A 15,323-nucleotide genomic window follows, 5' to 3' on the forward strand; every position below is an offset into this window, starting at 1 on the left:
GGCGGGCATCGACGACGCCGCGCTCCCGCGCGCCAGGCGGCGGAGCCTGAGGAGGCCCGCCAGCGCCCAATCGAGGAGGAACGACAGCGTGACCTACGTCATCGCGCAGCCTTGTGTCGACGTGAAGGACAAGGCGTGCATCGAGGAGTGCCCGGTCGACTGCATCTACGAGGGCCAGCGGTCCTTGTACATCCACCCGGACGAATGCGTCGACTGCGGCGCCTGTGAACCGGTCTGCCCGGTCGAGGCCATCTTCTACGAGGACGACACTCCCGAGGAGTGGAAGGACTACTACAAGGCGAACGTCGAGTTCTTCGACGAGCTCGGCTCGCCCGGCGGCGCCAGCAAGCTGGGCCTGATCGAGCGGGACCACCCGTTCATCGCCGCGCTGCCGCCGCAGGCGTAGCCGCTGCCGCGAGCGGCCCCGCACCGACGTGCCGCCCTGGTCCCGCACGGCCCGGTCGTCCCGGTCGCCGTGCGGGGCCGAGGCGTTCGCCGTACCAGAAAGTGAGCCACTGCCCGTGTCCGCAGTCTCCGACCGGTTGCCCACCTTCCCCTGGGACAAGCTGGAGCCGTACAAGAAGACGGCCGCCGCGCACCCCGACGGCATCGTCGACCTCTCGGTCGGCACGCCCGTCGACCCGGTGCCCGAGCCGGTCCAGAAGGCCCTGATCGCCGCGGCGGACTCGCCGGGCTATCCCACGGTCTGGGGCACGCCGGAACTGCGCGACGCGATCACCCGCTGGGTGGAGCGCCGGCTGGGCGCCCGCGAGGTCACCCACCGGCACGTCCTGCCGGTCGTCGGTTCCAAGGAACTGGTCGCCTGGCTGCCCACCCAGCTCGGGCTCGGCCCCGGCGACAAGGTCGCCTTCCCACGCCTGGCCTACCCGACGTACGAGGTCGGCGCCCGTCTCGCCCGCGCCGGGTACGAGGCCTACGACGACCCGACCGAGCTGGACCCGGCGGGCCTGAAGCTGCTCTGGCTGAACTCGCCGTCCAACCCGACGGGCCGGGTGCTCTCCACGGCGGAACTCGCCCGGATCGTGGCCTGGGCCCGCGAGCACGGCGTCCTCGTCCTCTCCGACGAGTGCTACATCGAGCTCGGCTGGGAGGCCGACCCGGTCTCCGTGCTGCACCCCGATGTCAACGGCGGGTCCTACGACGGCATCGTCTCGGTCCACTCCCTGTCCAAGCGGTCCAACCTCGCCGGCTACCGCGCCGCCTTCCTGGCCGGTGACCCGGCGGTCCTCGGCCCGCTGCTGGAGATCCGCAAGCACGGCGGGATGATGACCCCCGCGCCGACGCAGGCGGCCGTGGTGGCGGCCCTGGGCGACGACGAGCACGTCCGCGTCCAGCGGGAGCGGTACGCGGCCCGCCGCACGGCCCTGCGCGACGCGCTGCTCGCCCACGGCTTCCGCATCGAGCACAGTGAGGCGAGCCTCTACCTGTGGGCCACGCGGGACGAGTCCTGCTGGACCACGGTCGCCCACCTCGCCGACCGGGGCATCCTGGTGGCCCCCGGCGACTTCTACGGCCCGGCGGGTCACCACTTCGTCCGCGTGGCCCTGACGGCGACGGACGACCGGGTCCGGGCAGCGGTGACCCGCCTGACCACCTGACCCGGACCACCACGACGGGGCCCGGGGAAACACCCCGGACCCCGTCGCCGTACAGCCGGCCGCAGGCCGGGCCTCAGCCGAGCGGCAGCCCCTTGACCGGCAGGTTCTTCCCCGCCACGCCGCCCTTCGCCAGCGAGTCCGTCGGCAGCTCCTTCACCACCGGCACGGCCTTCTTCACGGTCGTGCCCGCGGCCGGCGCCACCTGGCCCGCGTCGGGCGTGGTCTTGCCGACACCCTTCGCCACGTTGTCCACGGCACCGCCGGTCGCGCCGTCCAGGGCGCTCACTCCGAGGTTCGGGGCGGCGGGCAGCTCCGGAGCCGCGCTCGCGGAACCGGCCGCACCGACCCCGGCGGCCGCTCCCGCAGCGACGAGCAGCGCGGCACGGGCGATCCGACGGGTCAGGGGGAGGGACATGGTGCTCCTTCGACGGCAGAGAACGATGAGGTGTCCGGCCGCCCGGAGAGCGATCCACTGGCTGTCGACCGCCGGGCTCGGACGCAGTGACTACCGCTCGACCGCCGGGAAGGTTGCGGCGTGACGACGTAAAGAGTTGGCAATGCGTCGCATTATCGGCCGCGTACAACGCCTGCGGGTGAGCCCCCGTACTACTGAGCGGTGGTGATCCGGACCGCTCCCGCGCCGCCGTCGCCCGTGTCCGCGGACCCCTTGCCGTCGGACGGCCGCCACTGGCTGTCGGTGTTCCCGGCGGTCCACTCCCGCCCCGCGTACGCCACATGCTCTATGTGCAGCTCGGAGGCGTTGGCCACGGCCCAGTGGGCCAGCTGCCAGCCCCGCGCCCCGGCACTCCGCCCGGCGCCGGCCCCGGGGGCGACCGGCACCGTCACCGTCCGCCCGTCGGAAGCACCGGTGCCGGCGACGTCCGCGGCCGGCGGCGACGCCGGGCCGTCCACCTCCGCTCCGGCCGGCTCCAGCGTGTCCCGCCCGAAGTCCCGGGCCAGCGCGGACCGTACCGCGTCCGCGCCCGACGCCCGGGTCGCCGCGGGACGGCCCTCGCAGGTCAGCGTGGCCGCCGAACGCCCGGTGAGCGCGGCGGCCAGCAGCGTGGCGTCCGGTTCGTGCTTGGCGTACGCCTGGGGGAAGCCGCTGCGCTGCACCCGCTGCGCGGCGACCGTGAGCGGCAGCCGGGTGTAGCCCGGCACCTCCTCCAGGTGCTCGTAGAACTTCCCCGCCGCGTACGCCGGGTCCATGATCTCCTCCGGCGTGCCCCAGCCCTGCGAGGGACGCTGCTGGAACAGCCCCAGGGAGTCGCGGTCGCCGTAGTCGATGTTGCGCAGCGCCGACTCCTGCAGCGCGGTCGCCAGCGCGATCGTCACGGCCCGCTCGGGCAGCTCGCGTGCCGTGCCCACGGCGGTGATCGTCGCCGCGTTCACCGCCTGCTCCGGCGTGAACTCGTACGTCGCACCGTCGTCCTTGCCGGAGACGACCTTGCAGCCCGGACCACCGGTGCCCCCGGTGTCGTACTGCACGACGACGTATCCGGCGACCGCGGACAGCACCACAAGACCCGCGCTCCAGCGGATCAGACGGCCGCGACGCGTGCGCTGGGAAGGAAGGGACGGCTCTGGCACGCGTACAAGGTACTGGAGAGTACGGTTCCTTGTGGGCCGGGTGCGGACAGTGGGCCGGGGCCGGGGCGTTAGGGTCGTCGGCATGGCCGACACCCCGCTTGACCTCACGCTGGACGCCGCGCGCCTGACCGCGCAGCTCGTCGACTTCCCCTCCGTCAGCGGCACCGAGAAGCCGCTCGCGGACGCGATCGAGACCGCGCTGCGCGCCCTGCCGCACCTCACGGTCGACCGGTACGGCAACAACGTCGTGGCCCGTACGCGGCTGGGGCGCCCGGAGAGGGTGGTCCTCGCCGGTCACATCGACACGGTCCCGATCGCGGACAACGTCCCCTCCCGGCTCGACGCCGACGGCACGCTGTGGGGCTGCGGCACCTGCGACATGAAGGCGGGCGTGGCCGTCCAGCTGCGGATCGCGGCCACGGTCCCGGCCCCGAACCGCGACCTCACGTTCGTCTTCTACGACAACGAGGAGGTCGCCGCCGACCTCAACGGCCTGAAGCACGTGTCCGAGGCGCACCCCGAATGGCTGGAGGGAGACTTCGCGGTGCTGCTGGAACCCTCCGACGGCCAGGTGGAGGGCGGCTGCCAGGGCACACTGCGGGTGCTGCTGAGGACCAGCGGCGAACGCGCCCACTCCGCGCGGAGCTGGATGGGCTCCAACGCGATCCACGCCGCCGCCCCGATCCTCGCCCGCCTGGCCGCGTACGAGCCCCGCTACCCGGTCATTGACGGCCTGGAGTACCGCGAGGGGCTGAACGCGGTCGGCATCTCCGGGGGAGTGGCCGGCAACGTCATCCCCGACGAGTGCGTCGTCACCGTGAACTTCCGCTACGCCCCGGACCGCACCGAGGAGGAGGCACTGGCCCACGTCCGCGAGGTCTTCGCGGACTGCGGGGTGACGGAGTTCGTCGTCGACGACCACAGCGGCGCCGCGCTCCCCGGCCTGTCCCATCCGGCCGCGGCGGCCTTCATCGAGGCGGTGAGCGGCACCCCGCAGCCCAAGTACGGCTGGACGGACGTCTCCCGCTTCTCCTCGCTGGGCGTCCCGGCGGTCAACTACGGCCCCGGCAACCCCCACTTGGCACACAAGCGGGACGAGCGCGTGGACACCGCGAAGATCCTCGCGGGGGAGGAGCGGCTGCGGTCCTGGCTGACGGCCTGACACCACCACGCCGCGAGGGCGTTTGGAACGCGCTCCCGTGGACATGCTGACGTCCCCCGCACGTAACCCGCGTAGATCTACGCTGAGGCGGTACGACCTGGCACACGGAGGGAGCGCACATGGCTACGGGCAACCCGGAGGGGAAGCGGCGGCCGCCGGAGGAGAAGCGTCAGGGGCCGGTCCTCCGCCGGCGGGGCCAGGTGCAGGCCAGCACCAGCGACCAGCGGCTGCTGGACGAACGGGCTCCCTCCGACTGGGTGCACACCGACCCCTGGCGGGTGCTGCGCATCCAGTCGGAGTTCATCGAGGGCTTCGGCGCGCTCGCCGAACTCCCGGCCGCCATCAGCGTCTTCGGCTCGGCGCGCACACCCGTCGGCTCCCCGGAGTACGAGGCCGGGGTCCGGCTCGGCCGGGGCCTGGTCCAGGCGGGCTTCGCCGTGATCACCGGCGGCGGCCCGGGCGCCATGGAGGCCGCCAACAAGGGGGCGCTCGAGGCGGACGGCATGTCGATCGGCCTCGGCATCGAGCTGCCCTTCGAACAGGGGCTGAACCCCTACGTCGACATCGGCCTGAACTTCCGCTACTTCTTCGTCCGCAAGATGATGTTCGTGAAGTACGCCCAGGGCTTCGTGGTCCTGCCGGGCGGCCTCGGCACCCTGGACGAACTGTTCGAGGCCCTGACCCTCGTCCAGACCCAGAAGGTCACCCAGTTCCCCATCGTCCTGTTCGGCACGGACTACTGGGGCGGCCTGGTCGACTGGCTGCGCCACACGGTCATCGCCCAGGGCAAGGCGGCGGAGAAGGACCTGCTCCTGTTCCACGTCACGGACGACGTGGACGAGGCGGTGGCCCTGGTCTCGAAGGAGGCGGGCCGCTAGGGGTGTCTCCGGGGGCGGCGGGGCGAGGACGGTCCCCACGTCCGCCCCCCACGCCTCCTCCCGTTACGCCAGCCCCCTCCGGGCCACCGCCGGCGCCCGCTCACCGGCGATGGACGACACCATGTCCAGCACCTGCCGGGTCTCCGCCACCTCGTGCACCCGGTACACCTGCGCGCCCAGCCAGGCGGACACCGCGGTCGTCGCCAGCGTCCCCACCACCCGCTCCTTGACCGGGCGGTCCAGGGTCTCCCCGACGAAGTCCTTGTTCGACAGCGACACCAGCACGGGCCACCCCGTGGCGACCATCTCGCCCAGCCGCCGCGTCGCCTCCAGGCTGTGCCGCGTGTTCTTCCCGAAGTCGTGCCCCGGATCGATCATCACCGACTCCCGCGGCACCCCCAGGGAAACCGCCCGCTCCGCCAGGCCCACGGTCACGTCCAGGATGTCGGCCACGACGTCGTCGTACTGCGCCCGGTGCGGCCGCGTCCGCGGCTCCGCGCCGCCCGCGTGGGTGCACACCAGCCCCGCGCCGTACCGTGCGGCGACCTCCGCGAGCCGCGGGTCGACCCCGCCCCACGCGTCGTTCAGCACGTCCGCGCCCGCCTCGCACACGGCCTCCCCGACCTCGTGCCGCCAGGTGTCGACGCTGATCACGACGTCGGGGAAGCGCCGCCGCACCTCGGCGACGAAGCCGACCGTCCGCCGTACCTCCTCCTCGGCCGTGACCTCCTCGCCCGGTCCGGCCTTCACCCCGCCGATGTCGATGATCGCGGCACCCTCGGCCACGGCCTGCTCCACGCGCGTGAGCGCGGGCTCGTCGCGGAACGTGGCGCCCTGGTCGTAGAAGGAGTCCGGGGTCCGGTTCACGATCGCCATGATCACCCGCTCGTGCGGTGCGAATTCCCGCTGGCCCAGCCTGAGCATCCCCTGCGACCTCTCCTCGTACGTCCGTCCCGGGCCGCCCGCGTCCGCCCGGCGGCCCCGACTGTCAGACTCGCATGGCACGATCGGAGCCACACATCCGACTCCGACTCATCCGACCGTGGGGGCCCCGGCGATGGTTATGTTCCTGTTCCTGGTCGTCGCGCTCGCCGTCGTGGTGGCCGCGGTGACCCTCGCCGTGGTGGGCGGCGGCGACGACGGCCCACTGCCCGACGCCGCCCCCGAGCGCCTGGTGGACTCCCTCCCGCCGGACCGCCCGGTCAGCCGGGCGGACGTGGACGGCCTGCGCTTCCCGCTCGCCGCCCGCGGCTACCGGATGGCGGACGTGGACGACGCCCTCGGCCGGCTCGGCGCCGAACTCGCCGAGCGCGACGCCCGGATCGCCGACCTGGAGTCCGCGCTGGCCGGCGCCCGTGCCGCCGCCGCGCACCTCTCCATGGACAAGCCCGCCCGGCCCCGGGAGGACGAGCAGCCGTGAGCCGTGAAGCGGACGCCCCGGCCGGTCAGGACGGCCTCCCGCGCTGCCCCTGGGCCCTGTCCACCCCGGACTACGTGACCTACCACGACGAGGAGTGGGGCCGCACGGTCCACGGCGACGACGCCCTCTTCGAGCGCCTGAGCCTGGAGGCGTTCCAGTCCGGCCTGTCCTGGATCACCATCCTGCGGCGCCGCCCCGGCTTCCGCGCCGCCTTCGCCGGCTTCGAGATCGCCACGGTCGCGGAGTTCACCGGCACCGACCGCGAGCGCCTGCTGGCCGACCCCGGCATCATCCGCAACCGCGCCAAGATCGACGCGACGCTGGCCAACGCGCGCGTGCTGGCCGGGTGGGCGCCCGGCGACCTGGACGCCCTCATCTGGTCCCACGCCCCCGACCCGGCCGGCCGCCCGGCGCCGAAGACCCTCGCCGACGTCCCCGCGGTGACCCCCGAGTCGACGGCCCTGTCCAAGGCACTGAAGAAGCGGGGCCTGCGCTTCGTCGGCCCCACCACGGCGTACGCCCTGATGCAGGCCTGCGGCCTGGTGAACGACCACCTCCGGACGTGCGTGGCGAGACGCGGCTGAGCCGCCCGCCCCGCCCGCACGTCCACCCGTCCGGCCGGGGCTCAGCGGCCCAGGTACGTCGGCTTCTCCTTGTTCACGAACGCCCGCACCGCGATCGCGTGGTCCTCGGAGGAGCCCGCCCGGGTCTGCAGCTCGTCCTCCTTGTCCAGCGCCTCCGCCAGCGAGTGGCTCAGCCCGTACGCGACGGACTCCTTCAGCGCCGCGTACGCCACCGTCGGCCCCTCGGCCAGAGCGCGGGCCACCTTCTCCGCCTCCGCGCGCAGCTCCGCCGCCGGCACCAGCCGGTTCGCGATGCCCAGCTCGTATGCCTCCTGGGCGGAGACGCTGCGCGGGAAGAGCAGCAGGTCGGTGGCGCGCCCGGGGCCGATCACCCGGGGCAGCGTCCACGAGATCCCGGAGTCCGCGGTCAGCGCCACCCCGGCGAACGACGTGTTGAACGCCGCCGTGTCCGCGACGATCCGGTAGTCCGCGGCCAGCGCGAAACCGAACCCGGCGCCCGCCGCGACCCCGTTGACCGCCGCGACCACCGGCTTCGCGGCCCCGGCGATCGCCTTCACGATCGGGTTGTAGTGCTCGCGCACCGTGCTCATCGTCTGCCCCGTGCCGTTCTCCCGGTCGGCGGCGAGCAGCCCGATGTGCTCCTTGAGGTCCTGCCCGACGCAGAACGCCCGGTCACCGGCGGCCGTCAGCAGCACGGCCCGTACGGCGTCGTCGCCCGCGGCGGCCCGTACCGCGTCCCGGAGGGCGACCTTCGCCGCGACGTTCAGCGCGTTCATCGCCTCCGGGCGGTTCAGCGTGATCGTCGCGAGTCCGTCGCTCACCTCGTAGAGCACGGTGTCGGCCATGGCGTATCCCTCCGTGTCGCGGATCGGGGCGTACCGGTGGGTACGCCCCTGTCTGCAGGACAGCATGACGGAGATCACCGGCTCCGGAGCACGGCCCGCGTGTGACCTGCGTCAAACAATGCGTGTCCGATTCCGGCGCACGGGCGAGTGCGCGACGGCGAAGTATCGCAGCCACATCGCCGAATTGAGTGGTTTTGCTCGGGCGCGTTGCCCAAGCGATGCCAACCGATGTTGGTCATCGGGTCCTGCGATGCGGGATAATGGCCTGGAAGCAATGTGTTCGATGCCGGTGGCGTGTGTCCTGCTTCAAGGACCGCAGGTGCCCTACTGGGGCTGTCGGCTGGACGGTTGAGCTGGGTTTCAGGAAGGGGAACGAGCATGGCGGCCATGAAGCCGCGGACGGGTGATGGCCCGCTCGAGGTGACCAAGGAGGGGCGGGGCATCGTCATGCGCGTTCCGCTCGAAGGCGGCGGTCGGCTCGTCGTCGAGCTGACCCCGGACGAGGCCGACGCCCTCGGTGACGCGCTGAAGAAGGTCGTCGGCTGACGCGCAAGCGACCATACCCTTTCAGCCGCCCCGGCGCCGCACGCGGTGCCGGGGCGGCTGTTTGCGTGCGGGAGAGGGGCGCGGCGGGTCTCGGCCGGTCACCGCCCGACGGCGCGCCGTTTCAGCGCTTCACGGCGCAGAGGAGCCCGTCCCCGACCGGCAGCAGCGACGACACCAGATCCTGGCTCTCGCGCACGGTCCGCACCAGCTCCCGCAGCCGCAGCACCTCCGAGGGCTGCGGACCGGAGTCCACGGTGCGCCCGTTCGCGAACACCCCTTCGAAGGCGACGAGACCTCCGGGCCGCAGCAGGCGCAACGATTCAGCGAGGTAGTCCTGGTATTCCTGCCGGTCGCCGTCGCAGAAGACGAGGTCGTAACCGGCGTCCGCGAGGCGCGGCAGCACGTCCAGCGCGCGGCCCGGGATGAAGCGGGCCCGGTTGCCCGCGAAACCGGCGTCGCGGAACGCCTGACGGGCGGACTGCTGGTGCTCCGGCTCCTGGTCGACCGTGGTGAGCACCCCGTCCGGCCGCATCCCGTGCAGCAGATGGATGCCGGAGACCCCGCAGCCGGTGCCGATCTCCGCGACCGCCTTGGCGTCCACGCTGGCGGCCAGCAACCGCAAGGCCGCGCCCGTGCCGGGCGACACCGAGCGCAGCCCTGCGTCACTGGCCCGGTCCCGGGCCCAGTGCAGCGCCTCGTCCTCGGCGACATAGGCGTCGGCGAACGCCCAGCTCGTCTGCCGGTTGGCGGTAATGACCCTCTCCCGTCCCCGTGGTTGCCTGGGCGTGACTGTATCCGTTGGCGTCGGGAACCCGCAGATGGGACCGGTCGTTTGAAGGGGTGAGCAAGTGGCGTGCGCCGTGACGGGGGGGCAGGCAGTGGACGAGGACGCCGAGCAAGTGCTGACGCAGTCGTACGAGCCGTGGCAGCACAGCTCAAATTCTCGTAAAACCGCTTATCCGGAGCTAACGGGCGAGGTGGCTATGGTAGGGGCTCCACTGGACACCACCAGAGCCGATAGGGGAGGTGCGGCTGCGCCTGTGGATCGCGCAGGAGTGCTGCGGCGCTTCCTCGCGTCGGCGGGCAGGCCGAAATCTGTGAACGACACCGCTGCTGACCACCACCGCGCCGGCGACCCGGCCCAGACCGCGACCTTCTCCAGCGACGCGGACGGGCAGGCGTGGACTCCGCCCACCTGGGAGGAGATCGTCAGCATGCACAGCGGCCGGGTCTACCGGCTCGCCTACCGCCTCACCGGCAACCAGCACGACGCCGAGGACCTCACGCAGGAGGTCTTCGTCCGCGTCTTCCGCTCGCTGTCGACGTACACGCCCGGCACCTTCGAGGGCTGGCTGCACCGCATCACCACCAACCTCTTCCTGGACATGGTCCGCCGCAAGCAGCGGATCCGCTTCGACGCCCTCGGCGACGACGCGGCCGAGCGGCTGGCCAGCAAGGAGCCCACGCCGCAGCAGGTCTTCCACGACGCCCACTTCGACGCGGACGTCCAGCAGGCGCTCGACACCCTCGCCCCCGAGTTCCGCGCCGCCGTCGTCCTGTGCGACATCGAAGGGCTGTCCTACGAGGAGATCGCGGCCACCCTGGGCGTCAAGCTCGGCACCGTCCGTTCCCGGATCCACCGCGGTCGTTCCCAGCTGCGCAAGGCCCTCGCGCACCGTTCGCCCCAGGCGCGCGCGGACCGCCGCTCCTTCCTGCCGCGTGTCCCCGCTCTGGGAGGAGGGGGCGCGAGCGCGTGAGCGGTTCACAGCCGATGGCCTCCGAGGGACACCTCGCAGAGCAGCACCTGGGAGACCGACTCTCCGCCCTGGTGGACGGGGAGCTCGGTCATGACGCGCGTGAGCGCGTACTGGCGCACGTCGCCACCTGCGCGAAGTGCAGGGCGGAGGTGGACGCGCAGCGCCGGCTGAAGAACGTCTTCGCGGAGGCGGCCCCGCCGCCGCCGTCCGAGAGTTTCCTGGCCCGCCTGCAGGGGCTGCCGGCCGGGGGCGGTCTCGGCGACGGCTCACCGCTGGGCGGGGGAGGACTGCCGGGCGGCCCGTCCGGGCGGTTCGGCTCCTCCGGGGTCTTCGCGAGCAGGCGCGGCGAGCGCTTCGAGTTCGCGTACACACCCGTCCGGCGGCACGGCGCGGCCCCTGCGGCCGCCGTGCACGGCCGGGACTTCGGCATCCACGACGTCAGCCGTCACGACACCGACCGGCCGGCCTCACGCGGACTGCGGTTCGCGTTCGTCGCCGCCGGAGCGGTGTCGCTCGCCGCGATCGCCCTGGGCGGAGTCACCGCGACCGGGCCCGCCGACCCGGAGGTCCGCGGCTCGGCCAAGGGCAGCAATGTCACGCCCGTACGCACCCAGGGCACGGGCCTTGCCACGGCGCCCGAGTCCCGGCGCCGTGGCGCCGGGCCGCTGCTGGGACAGATGACGGGCCAGAGTACGCGGGGCGACGCCTCCGTCGCGCCGACGGCCGTCTCCGCGCCGCTGCTGCCCGGCGTTCCCCCGCCCGCCGAGGGGGGTGCCGCGGCGGTGTCCCCGCTGATACGCCCGCTGGAATCCGCCCCGCCGCTCGCCCTCACCGCCTGGGCCGCGTCCGCCGGACTGAGCGCCCCCGGTCTCGTCACCCCCACGCCCACCGGCACGGCCCGCTGACCCGTTCACTGCGCAAGGGCGCGCGAACCTGATTAGATTCCAGGCGGCGCGCCCGGGCAGATGCCGCGGGGCACCGAGCCAGTGTCCAGCCGTGGGGAGAGCATGAACAAGGGGAAGCCGGGCCCACCGGGGGAGGAGCCGACCGTGCGTCCGGAGGTACCCGACGGGGACTTCGAACTGGCCCGCCCGGCCAGTGCACCCGCCACCACCGGCGAGCACGAGGGCGACTACGAACTCGACCGGCCCCGAAACGCCGGGAACATCCCCGGCACGCGGAGCACGCCGCCCACGGTCTCCGGGCCGGAGACACCCGTGGCGCAGGCGCCCGTTGTTCCCGCCGGACGGACGGGCGAGTCCGCCCCGGCCGCCCCCGCGGAGTTCCGGTCCGCCCCGGCGTCCGGCACCCCAGCCGATCACGCCCCTCCCGCGCCCGGCACCCCCGTCGCTGCCGCCTTGCCCGGCGCCCCGGCCGATCCCGTGCCTCCGGTGCCGGGTGGTGCGGGCGCCGTCGCGAGCGCGGTGTCCGGCACTCCCGACGGCGGGTCTCCCGCTGTCCCCTCGACCCCGGCAGGCGGCGCGGCTGTCGATCCCGCGTCCGCTGCTCCGGCTGCTTCTGTCCCGGCGTCCGCCTCGGCGTCCGGTGACCCGGCTGCCTCCGCCTCGGTGTCCGGTGACCCGGCTGCCTCCGCCTCGGCGTCCGGTGACCCGGCTGCCTCCGGCCCGGCGTCCGGTCACCCGGCCGTCTCCGCCTCGGCGTCCGGTGACCCGGCTGCCTCCGCCTCGGTGTCCGGTGACCCGGCTGCCTCCGCCTCGGTGTCCGGTGACCCGGCTGCCTCCGCCCCGGCGTCCGCCGCCTCGGCGTCCGGTCACCCGGCCGTCTCCGCCTCGGCGTCCGGTGACCCGGCCGTCTCCGCCCCGGCGTCCGGTGACGCGGCGTCCGGTCACCCGGCCGTCTCCGGCCCGGCGTCCGGTGCCCCCGCCGGTTCTGTCCCGGCGTCCGGTGTTCCGGCCGGTGAGGGCGGCGAGGCGCGGGGGACGGACACCCCCGGGCCTCCGGTGGGCGCCGAGTGCGTCGACGTGCCGGGGGCTGCCGCCCCGGGCGAGGCCCACGGGCCCGGTGGCGGGCAGCCGCGGCCCCTGCACGACCCCGACCCCTACAGCACCCCGCCCTACGGCGAACCGGGCCCTTGGGCCCCCGCGCCGCCCGTGCAGCACCCGGCGGCCACTCCCGCCCACGGGATGGCGAGCGTCGCACCTCCCGCCGTCACGGCCGCCGCCCCGCCCCTCCCCGCCCGGACGGCGCACCCCGACGCCACGGACACCCCGCCCGCCGGCCCCTGGGGGCGCTATGACCCCTGGGCGGCCGCCGCGACGGCCGCCCCGTTGCAGCAGGCCGGGCCCGAGGTGGCGGACGGCAAGGTGCGGCGCGGGCGCACCCGCCGGGTGCTCGTGACGGGCGCGCTGCTGCTCGCCCTCGTGTCCGGCGGCATCGGCGGGATCGTCGGCGCGTACCTGGAACGCAACGGCGGTGTGGGGACCGTGGAGCTGCCGCAGGCCGGCAAGGAGACGTCCGGGCCGGACCCGGGCAGCGTCGCCGGAATCGCCGCGCAGGCCCTGCCCAGCGTCGTCACCCTGCACGTGAGCGGCGCCGGGAAGGCCGGCACCGGCACGGGCTTCGTGCTCGACGGGCGCGGTCACATCCTCACCAACAACCACGTCGTCGAGCCCGCAGGCGACGACGGCGAGATCACCGTCACCTTCCACAGCGGTGACACCGCCCAGGCCACCGTCGTCGGCCGGGACAGCGGCTACGACCTCGCCGTCGTGAAGGTGAAGGGCGTCCGCGGGCTCGCCCCGCTGCCCCTCGGCAACTCCGACAACGTGCGCGTCGGGGACCCCGTCGTCGCCATCGGCGCCCCCTTCGACCTGGCCGGCACCGTCACCTCCGGCATCATCAGCGCCCGGGAGCGGCCCATCACCGCGGGCGGCGAGAAGGGTGACGGCAGCGACGTCTCGTACGTCGACGCCCTGCAGACCGACGCGCCGATCAACCCCGGCAACTCCGGCGGCCCCCTGCTCGACGCCAAGGCCCGGGTGATCGGCATCAACTCGGCCATCCGGTCCGCCGACGGCGGCGCCGACCTGGACGGCGGGCGGGCCGGTTCCATAGGCCTCGGCTTCGCCATCCCGATCAACCAGGGCAAGCGCGTGGCCGAGGAGCTGATCAACACCGGGAGCGCGAGCCACCCGGTGATCGGCATCACCCTCGACATGGACTACGGCGGCGACGGCGCCCGCGTCGCCGCCGAGGGAAGCGACGGCGGCCCGCCGGTCAGCGCCGGTGGCCCCGGCGACCGGGCCGGGATCGAGGCCGGCGACGTCATCACCGAGGTCGACGGCCGACGCGTCCACTCCGGTGAGGAACTGATCGTCAAGACCCGCGCCCAGCGCCCCGGCGACCGGCTGGAGCTCACCCTGGAGCGGGACGGGAAGGAGCGGACGGTGTCGCTGGTGCTGGGCTCCTCCGACGGCGGCTGAGCGGGACGCGGGCGCCCGGGACGGTACCGGTCGTACGGGACGGCCGGGTACCGTGGAGCCGGCCCGGACCACGGAAGACCACAGGCCGGCACCGAGGGCCGAGGACCGAAGGCATCGCGAGGAGCTTCAGGTGTTCAATGACATAGGACCGCTCGAGCTGGTGACGCTCATCGTCCTCGCCGTGCTCGTCTTCGGTCCCGACAAGCTCCCCAAGGTCATCCAGGACGTGACCCGCACGATCCGGAAGATCCGGGACTTCTCGGAGAGCGCCAAGCAGGACATCCGGCAGGAGCTCGGCCCGGAGTTCAAGGACTTCGAGTTCGAGGACCTCAACCCCAAGACGTTCATCCGCAAGCAGATGGACAACGACGACCTGGGGCTGAAGGAGATCCGCAACGGCTTCGACCTGAAGAAGGAGATGGCCGAGGTCGCGGACGCCGTCCACGGCCGAGACAGCGACTCCGCCACGCCCCCTTCCGGCGGCCGCGTGGACATGACCAAGAAGCCGGAGATCCCGGCGGCCGACAACCGCCCTCCGTTCGACGCGGACGCCACCTGAGCCGTGGTCGCGGAGGGCTCACGCCCCCCCGTACGTGACGCGTTTCATACTCCACCCGGCCTCCGTACGGCCTGATACGGACGTCGGGGCGGCCCATCTGCCGGGCGGTTTCACCGGCCCGTGGCCGCGGTGTGGTTATGCTGCCGAGTTGTTGTGCGGAACGGACGAGTACGCCCGTAGGGGGGCGGGCCGCCCGGTCCGACGAGAGCGAGGAGGCGTCCGGGCACATGGAGACGACGAGTTCGGCAGTCGCGCAGGCGCCGGCCGCGGAGGACGGACCACACGTCCCCTCCGCCGCCCGGCGTACGGTTGACGGCTACCTGCGTGCGCCCTTCCCGTGGTACGGCCTGGACGAGGCCTTCACGGGGCCGCGCTGGCTGATGCAGGTCGGACTGGCGGCCGACGGATCCGTCGAGCACGGATCGGTCGGGCACGGCGACGAGCCCTCGGTGCGCAGCGAGTACGCGGCCGGGGCCGACCAGGACGCCAAGGAGAAGTTCGCGGTCGTGGTGACCGTGGCCGCCAACCCGGTCCGCCGCAGCGCCGACGGCACCGGTCTGCTGGAGGCCACCTCGGTCTCCTCCGCCGCCTGGCTCGCCGGTGTGGGGCTGCTGTCCTTCACCTGGCCCGGCCAGATGGACCACTCCCTGCGCGACGACTGGCTGGAGCAGCAGACGGAGACGGCCTGGGTCCTCGCCGACGACCTGGAGGGCGCGGACTGGTCGACGCTGTCCCTGCCCGTGGACGGGGTTCCGACGCCGTTCCACTACCGGGAGTCCGAGTTCGGCTGGGTGCTCGCCGGCTCCACGCGGGCGGGCGTGCACGTGGGCGCGTACGGCCGCGGCATGAGTGCCTACGGCCTCGGCTTCGCCGTGGTCAAGGACATCGCCGCGTACCGGGACTGAGCGGGTGTGCCGAAG

17 protein-coding genes are annotated in these 15,323 nt (G+C 73.6%); 12 read left to right on the forward strand and 5 right to left on the reverse strand.

Annotated elements, in window-relative coordinates:
* The first annotated feature begins 88 nt into the window (after positions 1-88).
* Together fdxA and BU52_RS26350 are read left to right on the forward strand one after the other, a co-directional pair.
* Positions 89-406, forward strand: a complete 318-nt coding sequence (fdxA, locus tag BU52_RS26345; RefSeq protein WP_004926152.1) for a ferredoxin — start codon at positions 89-91, stop codon at positions 404-406.
* Between the two features lie 115 nt (positions 407-521).
* On the forward strand, positions 522-1,619 hold the full coding sequence (locus tag BU52_RS26350) for a bifunctional succinyldiaminopimelate transaminase/glutamate-prephenate aminotransferase (RefSeq protein ID WP_037938810.1): 1,098 nt from the start codon (positions 522-524) through the stop codon (positions 1,617-1,619).
* Between the two features lie 73 nt (positions 1,620-1,692).
* On the opposite strand, the gene BU52_RS26355 is transcribed toward BU52_RS26350, so the two are convergent.
* Together BU52_RS26355 and BU52_RS26360 are read right to left on the reverse strand one after the other, a co-directional pair.
* Complete coding sequence (locus tag BU52_RS26355; RefSeq protein ID WP_037938811.1) at positions 1,693-2,034, reverse strand: hypothetical protein; 342 nt, start codon at positions 2,032-2,034, stop codon at positions 1,693-1,695.
* Between the two features lie 191 nt (positions 2,035-2,225).
* A complete protein-coding gene (locus BU52_RS26360; RefSeq protein ID WP_078903452.1) occupies positions 2,226-3,209 on the reverse strand; it encodes a heavy metal transporter in 984 nt (327 codons plus the stop codon).
* A gap of 82 nt (positions 3,210-3,291) precedes the next feature.
* On the opposite strand from BU52_RS26360, the gene dapE reads away from it, so the two are divergent.
* Positions 3,292-4,371 carry a succinyl-diaminopimelate desuccinylase gene (dapE, locus tag BU52_RS26365; protein WP_037938814.1) on the forward strand — a complete coding sequence of 360 codons (1,080 nt, stop codon included), beginning with the start codon at positions 3,292-3,294 and terminating at the stop codon, positions 4,369-4,371.
* Positions 4,372-4,490: 119 nt separating this feature from the next.
* Complete coding sequence (locus tag BU52_RS26370) at positions 4,491-5,249, forward strand: LOG family protein (RefSeq protein ID WP_037938816.1); 759 nt, start codon at positions 4,491-4,493, stop codon at positions 5,247-5,249.
* Between the two features lie 63 nt (positions 5,250-5,312).
* Here the strand turns inward: BU52_RS26370 and folP are convergent, their stop codons facing one another.
* Positions 5,313-6,173, reverse strand: a complete 861-nt coding sequence (folP, locus tag BU52_RS26375; protein ID WP_037938817.1) for a dihydropteroate synthase — start codon at positions 6,171-6,173, stop codon at positions 5,313-5,315.
* Positions 6,174-6,312: 139 nt separating this feature from the next.
* Here folP and BU52_RS26380 point away from each other — a divergent pair, with 139 nt between their 5' ends.
* Together BU52_RS26380 and BU52_RS26385 are read left to right on the forward strand one after the other, a co-directional pair.
* Positions 6,313-6,669 carry a DivIVA domain-containing protein gene (locus BU52_RS26380; RefSeq protein ID WP_037938818.1) on the forward strand — a complete coding sequence of 119 codons (357 nt, stop codon included), beginning with the start codon at positions 6,313-6,315 and terminating at the stop codon, positions 6,667-6,669.
* Positions 6,666-7,253 carry a DNA-3-methyladenine glycosylase I gene (locus BU52_RS26385; protein WP_037938820.1) on the forward strand — a complete coding sequence of 196 codons (588 nt, stop codon included), beginning with the start codon at positions 6,666-6,668 and terminating at the stop codon, positions 7,251-7,253. Before BU52_RS26380 ends, BU52_RS26385 begins: the two co-directional genes overlap by 4 nt.
* Positions 7,254-7,294: 41 nt before the next feature.
* On the opposite strand, the gene chcB is transcribed toward BU52_RS26385, so the two are convergent.
* Complete coding sequence (chcB, locus tag BU52_RS26390; RefSeq protein WP_037938884.1) at positions 7,295-8,098, reverse strand: 2-cyclohexenylcarbonyl CoA isomerase; 804 nt, start codon at positions 8,096-8,098, stop codon at positions 7,295-7,297.
* Positions 8,099-8,476: 378 nt separating this feature from the next.
* Here chcB and BU52_RS34120 point away from each other — a divergent pair, with 378 nt between their 5' ends.
* Positions 8,477-8,644: a DUF3117 domain-containing protein gene (locus tag BU52_RS34120; protein ID WP_003966491.1), complete on the forward strand. Its 168-nt coding sequence runs from the start codon at positions 8,477-8,479 to the stop codon at positions 8,642-8,644.
* A 121-nt stretch (positions 8,645-8,765) separates the two neighbouring features.
* On the opposite strand, the gene BU52_RS26395 is transcribed toward BU52_RS34120, so the two are convergent.
* Positions 8,766-9,464: an O-methyltransferase gene (locus tag BU52_RS26395; protein WP_078903453.1), complete on the reverse strand. Its 699-nt coding sequence runs from the start codon at positions 9,462-9,464 to the stop codon at positions 8,766-8,768.
* A gap of 277 nt (positions 9,465-9,741) precedes the next feature.
* Here BU52_RS26395 and sigE point away from each other — a divergent pair, with 277 nt between their 5' ends.
* From sigE to BU52_RS26420, 5 genes are all read left to right on the forward strand, one after another.
* Complete coding sequence (gene sigE, locus BU52_RS26400) at positions 9,742-10,401, forward strand: RNA polymerase sigma factor SigE (RefSeq protein ID WP_037938824.1); 660 nt, start codon at positions 9,742-9,744, stop codon at positions 10,399-10,401.
* Entirely contained in the window at positions 10,398-11,306 is a 909-nt protein-coding gene (locus BU52_RS26405; protein WP_037938827.1) for an anti-sigma factor family protein, read from the forward strand. The genes sigE and BU52_RS26405 overlap by 4 nt, the downstream gene beginning before the upstream one ends.
* 813 nt (positions 11,307-12,119) lie before the next feature.
* Complete coding sequence (locus BU52_RS34125; RefSeq protein WP_235216428.1) at positions 12,120-13,844, forward strand: trypsin-like peptidase domain-containing protein; 1,725 nt, start codon at positions 12,120-12,122, stop codon at positions 13,842-13,844.
* 130 nt (positions 13,845-13,974) lie between these two features.
* Positions 13,975-14,403 carry a sec-independent translocase gene (locus BU52_RS26415; RefSeq protein WP_037938830.1) on the forward strand — a complete coding sequence of 143 codons (429 nt, stop codon included), beginning with the start codon at positions 13,975-13,977 and terminating at the stop codon, positions 14,401-14,403.
* Between the two features lie 227 nt (positions 14,404-14,630).
* Positions 14,631-15,308 (forward strand): hypothetical protein, encoded by a 678-nt coding sequence (locus BU52_RS26420; RefSeq protein WP_037938835.1) that lies wholly within the window; start codon positions 14,631-14,633, stop codon positions 15,306-15,308.
* Positions 15,309-15,323: the final 15 nt, after the last annotated feature.

It is taken from the genome of Streptomyces toyocaensis, assembly GCF_000725125.1.
In the GTDB taxonomy this organism is placed as follows: Bacteria; Actinomycetota; Actinomycetes; order Streptomycetales; family Streptomycetaceae; genus Streptomyces; species Streptomyces toyocaensis.

Bases quoted from the DNA above. Each gene is read 5' to 3' on its own strand.
- BU52_RS26420 (WP_037938835.1), top strand. From the start codon at position 14,631: ATGGAGACGACGAGTTCGGCAGTCGCGCAGGCGCCGGCCGCGGAGGAC.
- chcB (WP_037938884.1), bottom strand. From the start codon at position 8,098: ATGGCCGACACCGTGCTCTACGAGGTGAGCGACGGACTCGCGACGATC.
- BU52_RS26370 (WP_037938816.1), top strand. From the start codon at position 4,491: ATGGCTACGGGCAACCCGGAGGGGAAGCGGCGGCCGCCGGAGGAGAAG.
- folP (WP_037938817.1), bottom strand. From the start codon at position 6,173: ATGCTCAGGCTGGGCCAGCGGGAATTCGCACCGCACGAGCGGGTGATC.
- dapE (WP_037938814.1), top strand. From the start codon at position 3,292: ATGGCCGACACCCCGCTTGACCTCACGCTGGACGCCGCGCGCCTGACC.
- BU52_RS26380 (WP_037938818.1), top strand. From the start codon at position 6,313: ATGTTCCTGTTCCTGGTCGTCGCGCTCGCCGTCGTGGTGGCCGCGGTG.
- BU52_RS26355 (WP_037938811.1), bottom strand. From the start codon at position 2,034: ATGTCCCTCCCCCTGACCCGTCGGATCGCCCGTGCCGCGCTGCTCGTC.
- BU52_RS34120 (WP_003966491.1), top strand. From the start codon at position 8,477: ATGGCGGCCATGAAGCCGCGGACGGGTGATGGCCCGCTCGAGGTGACC.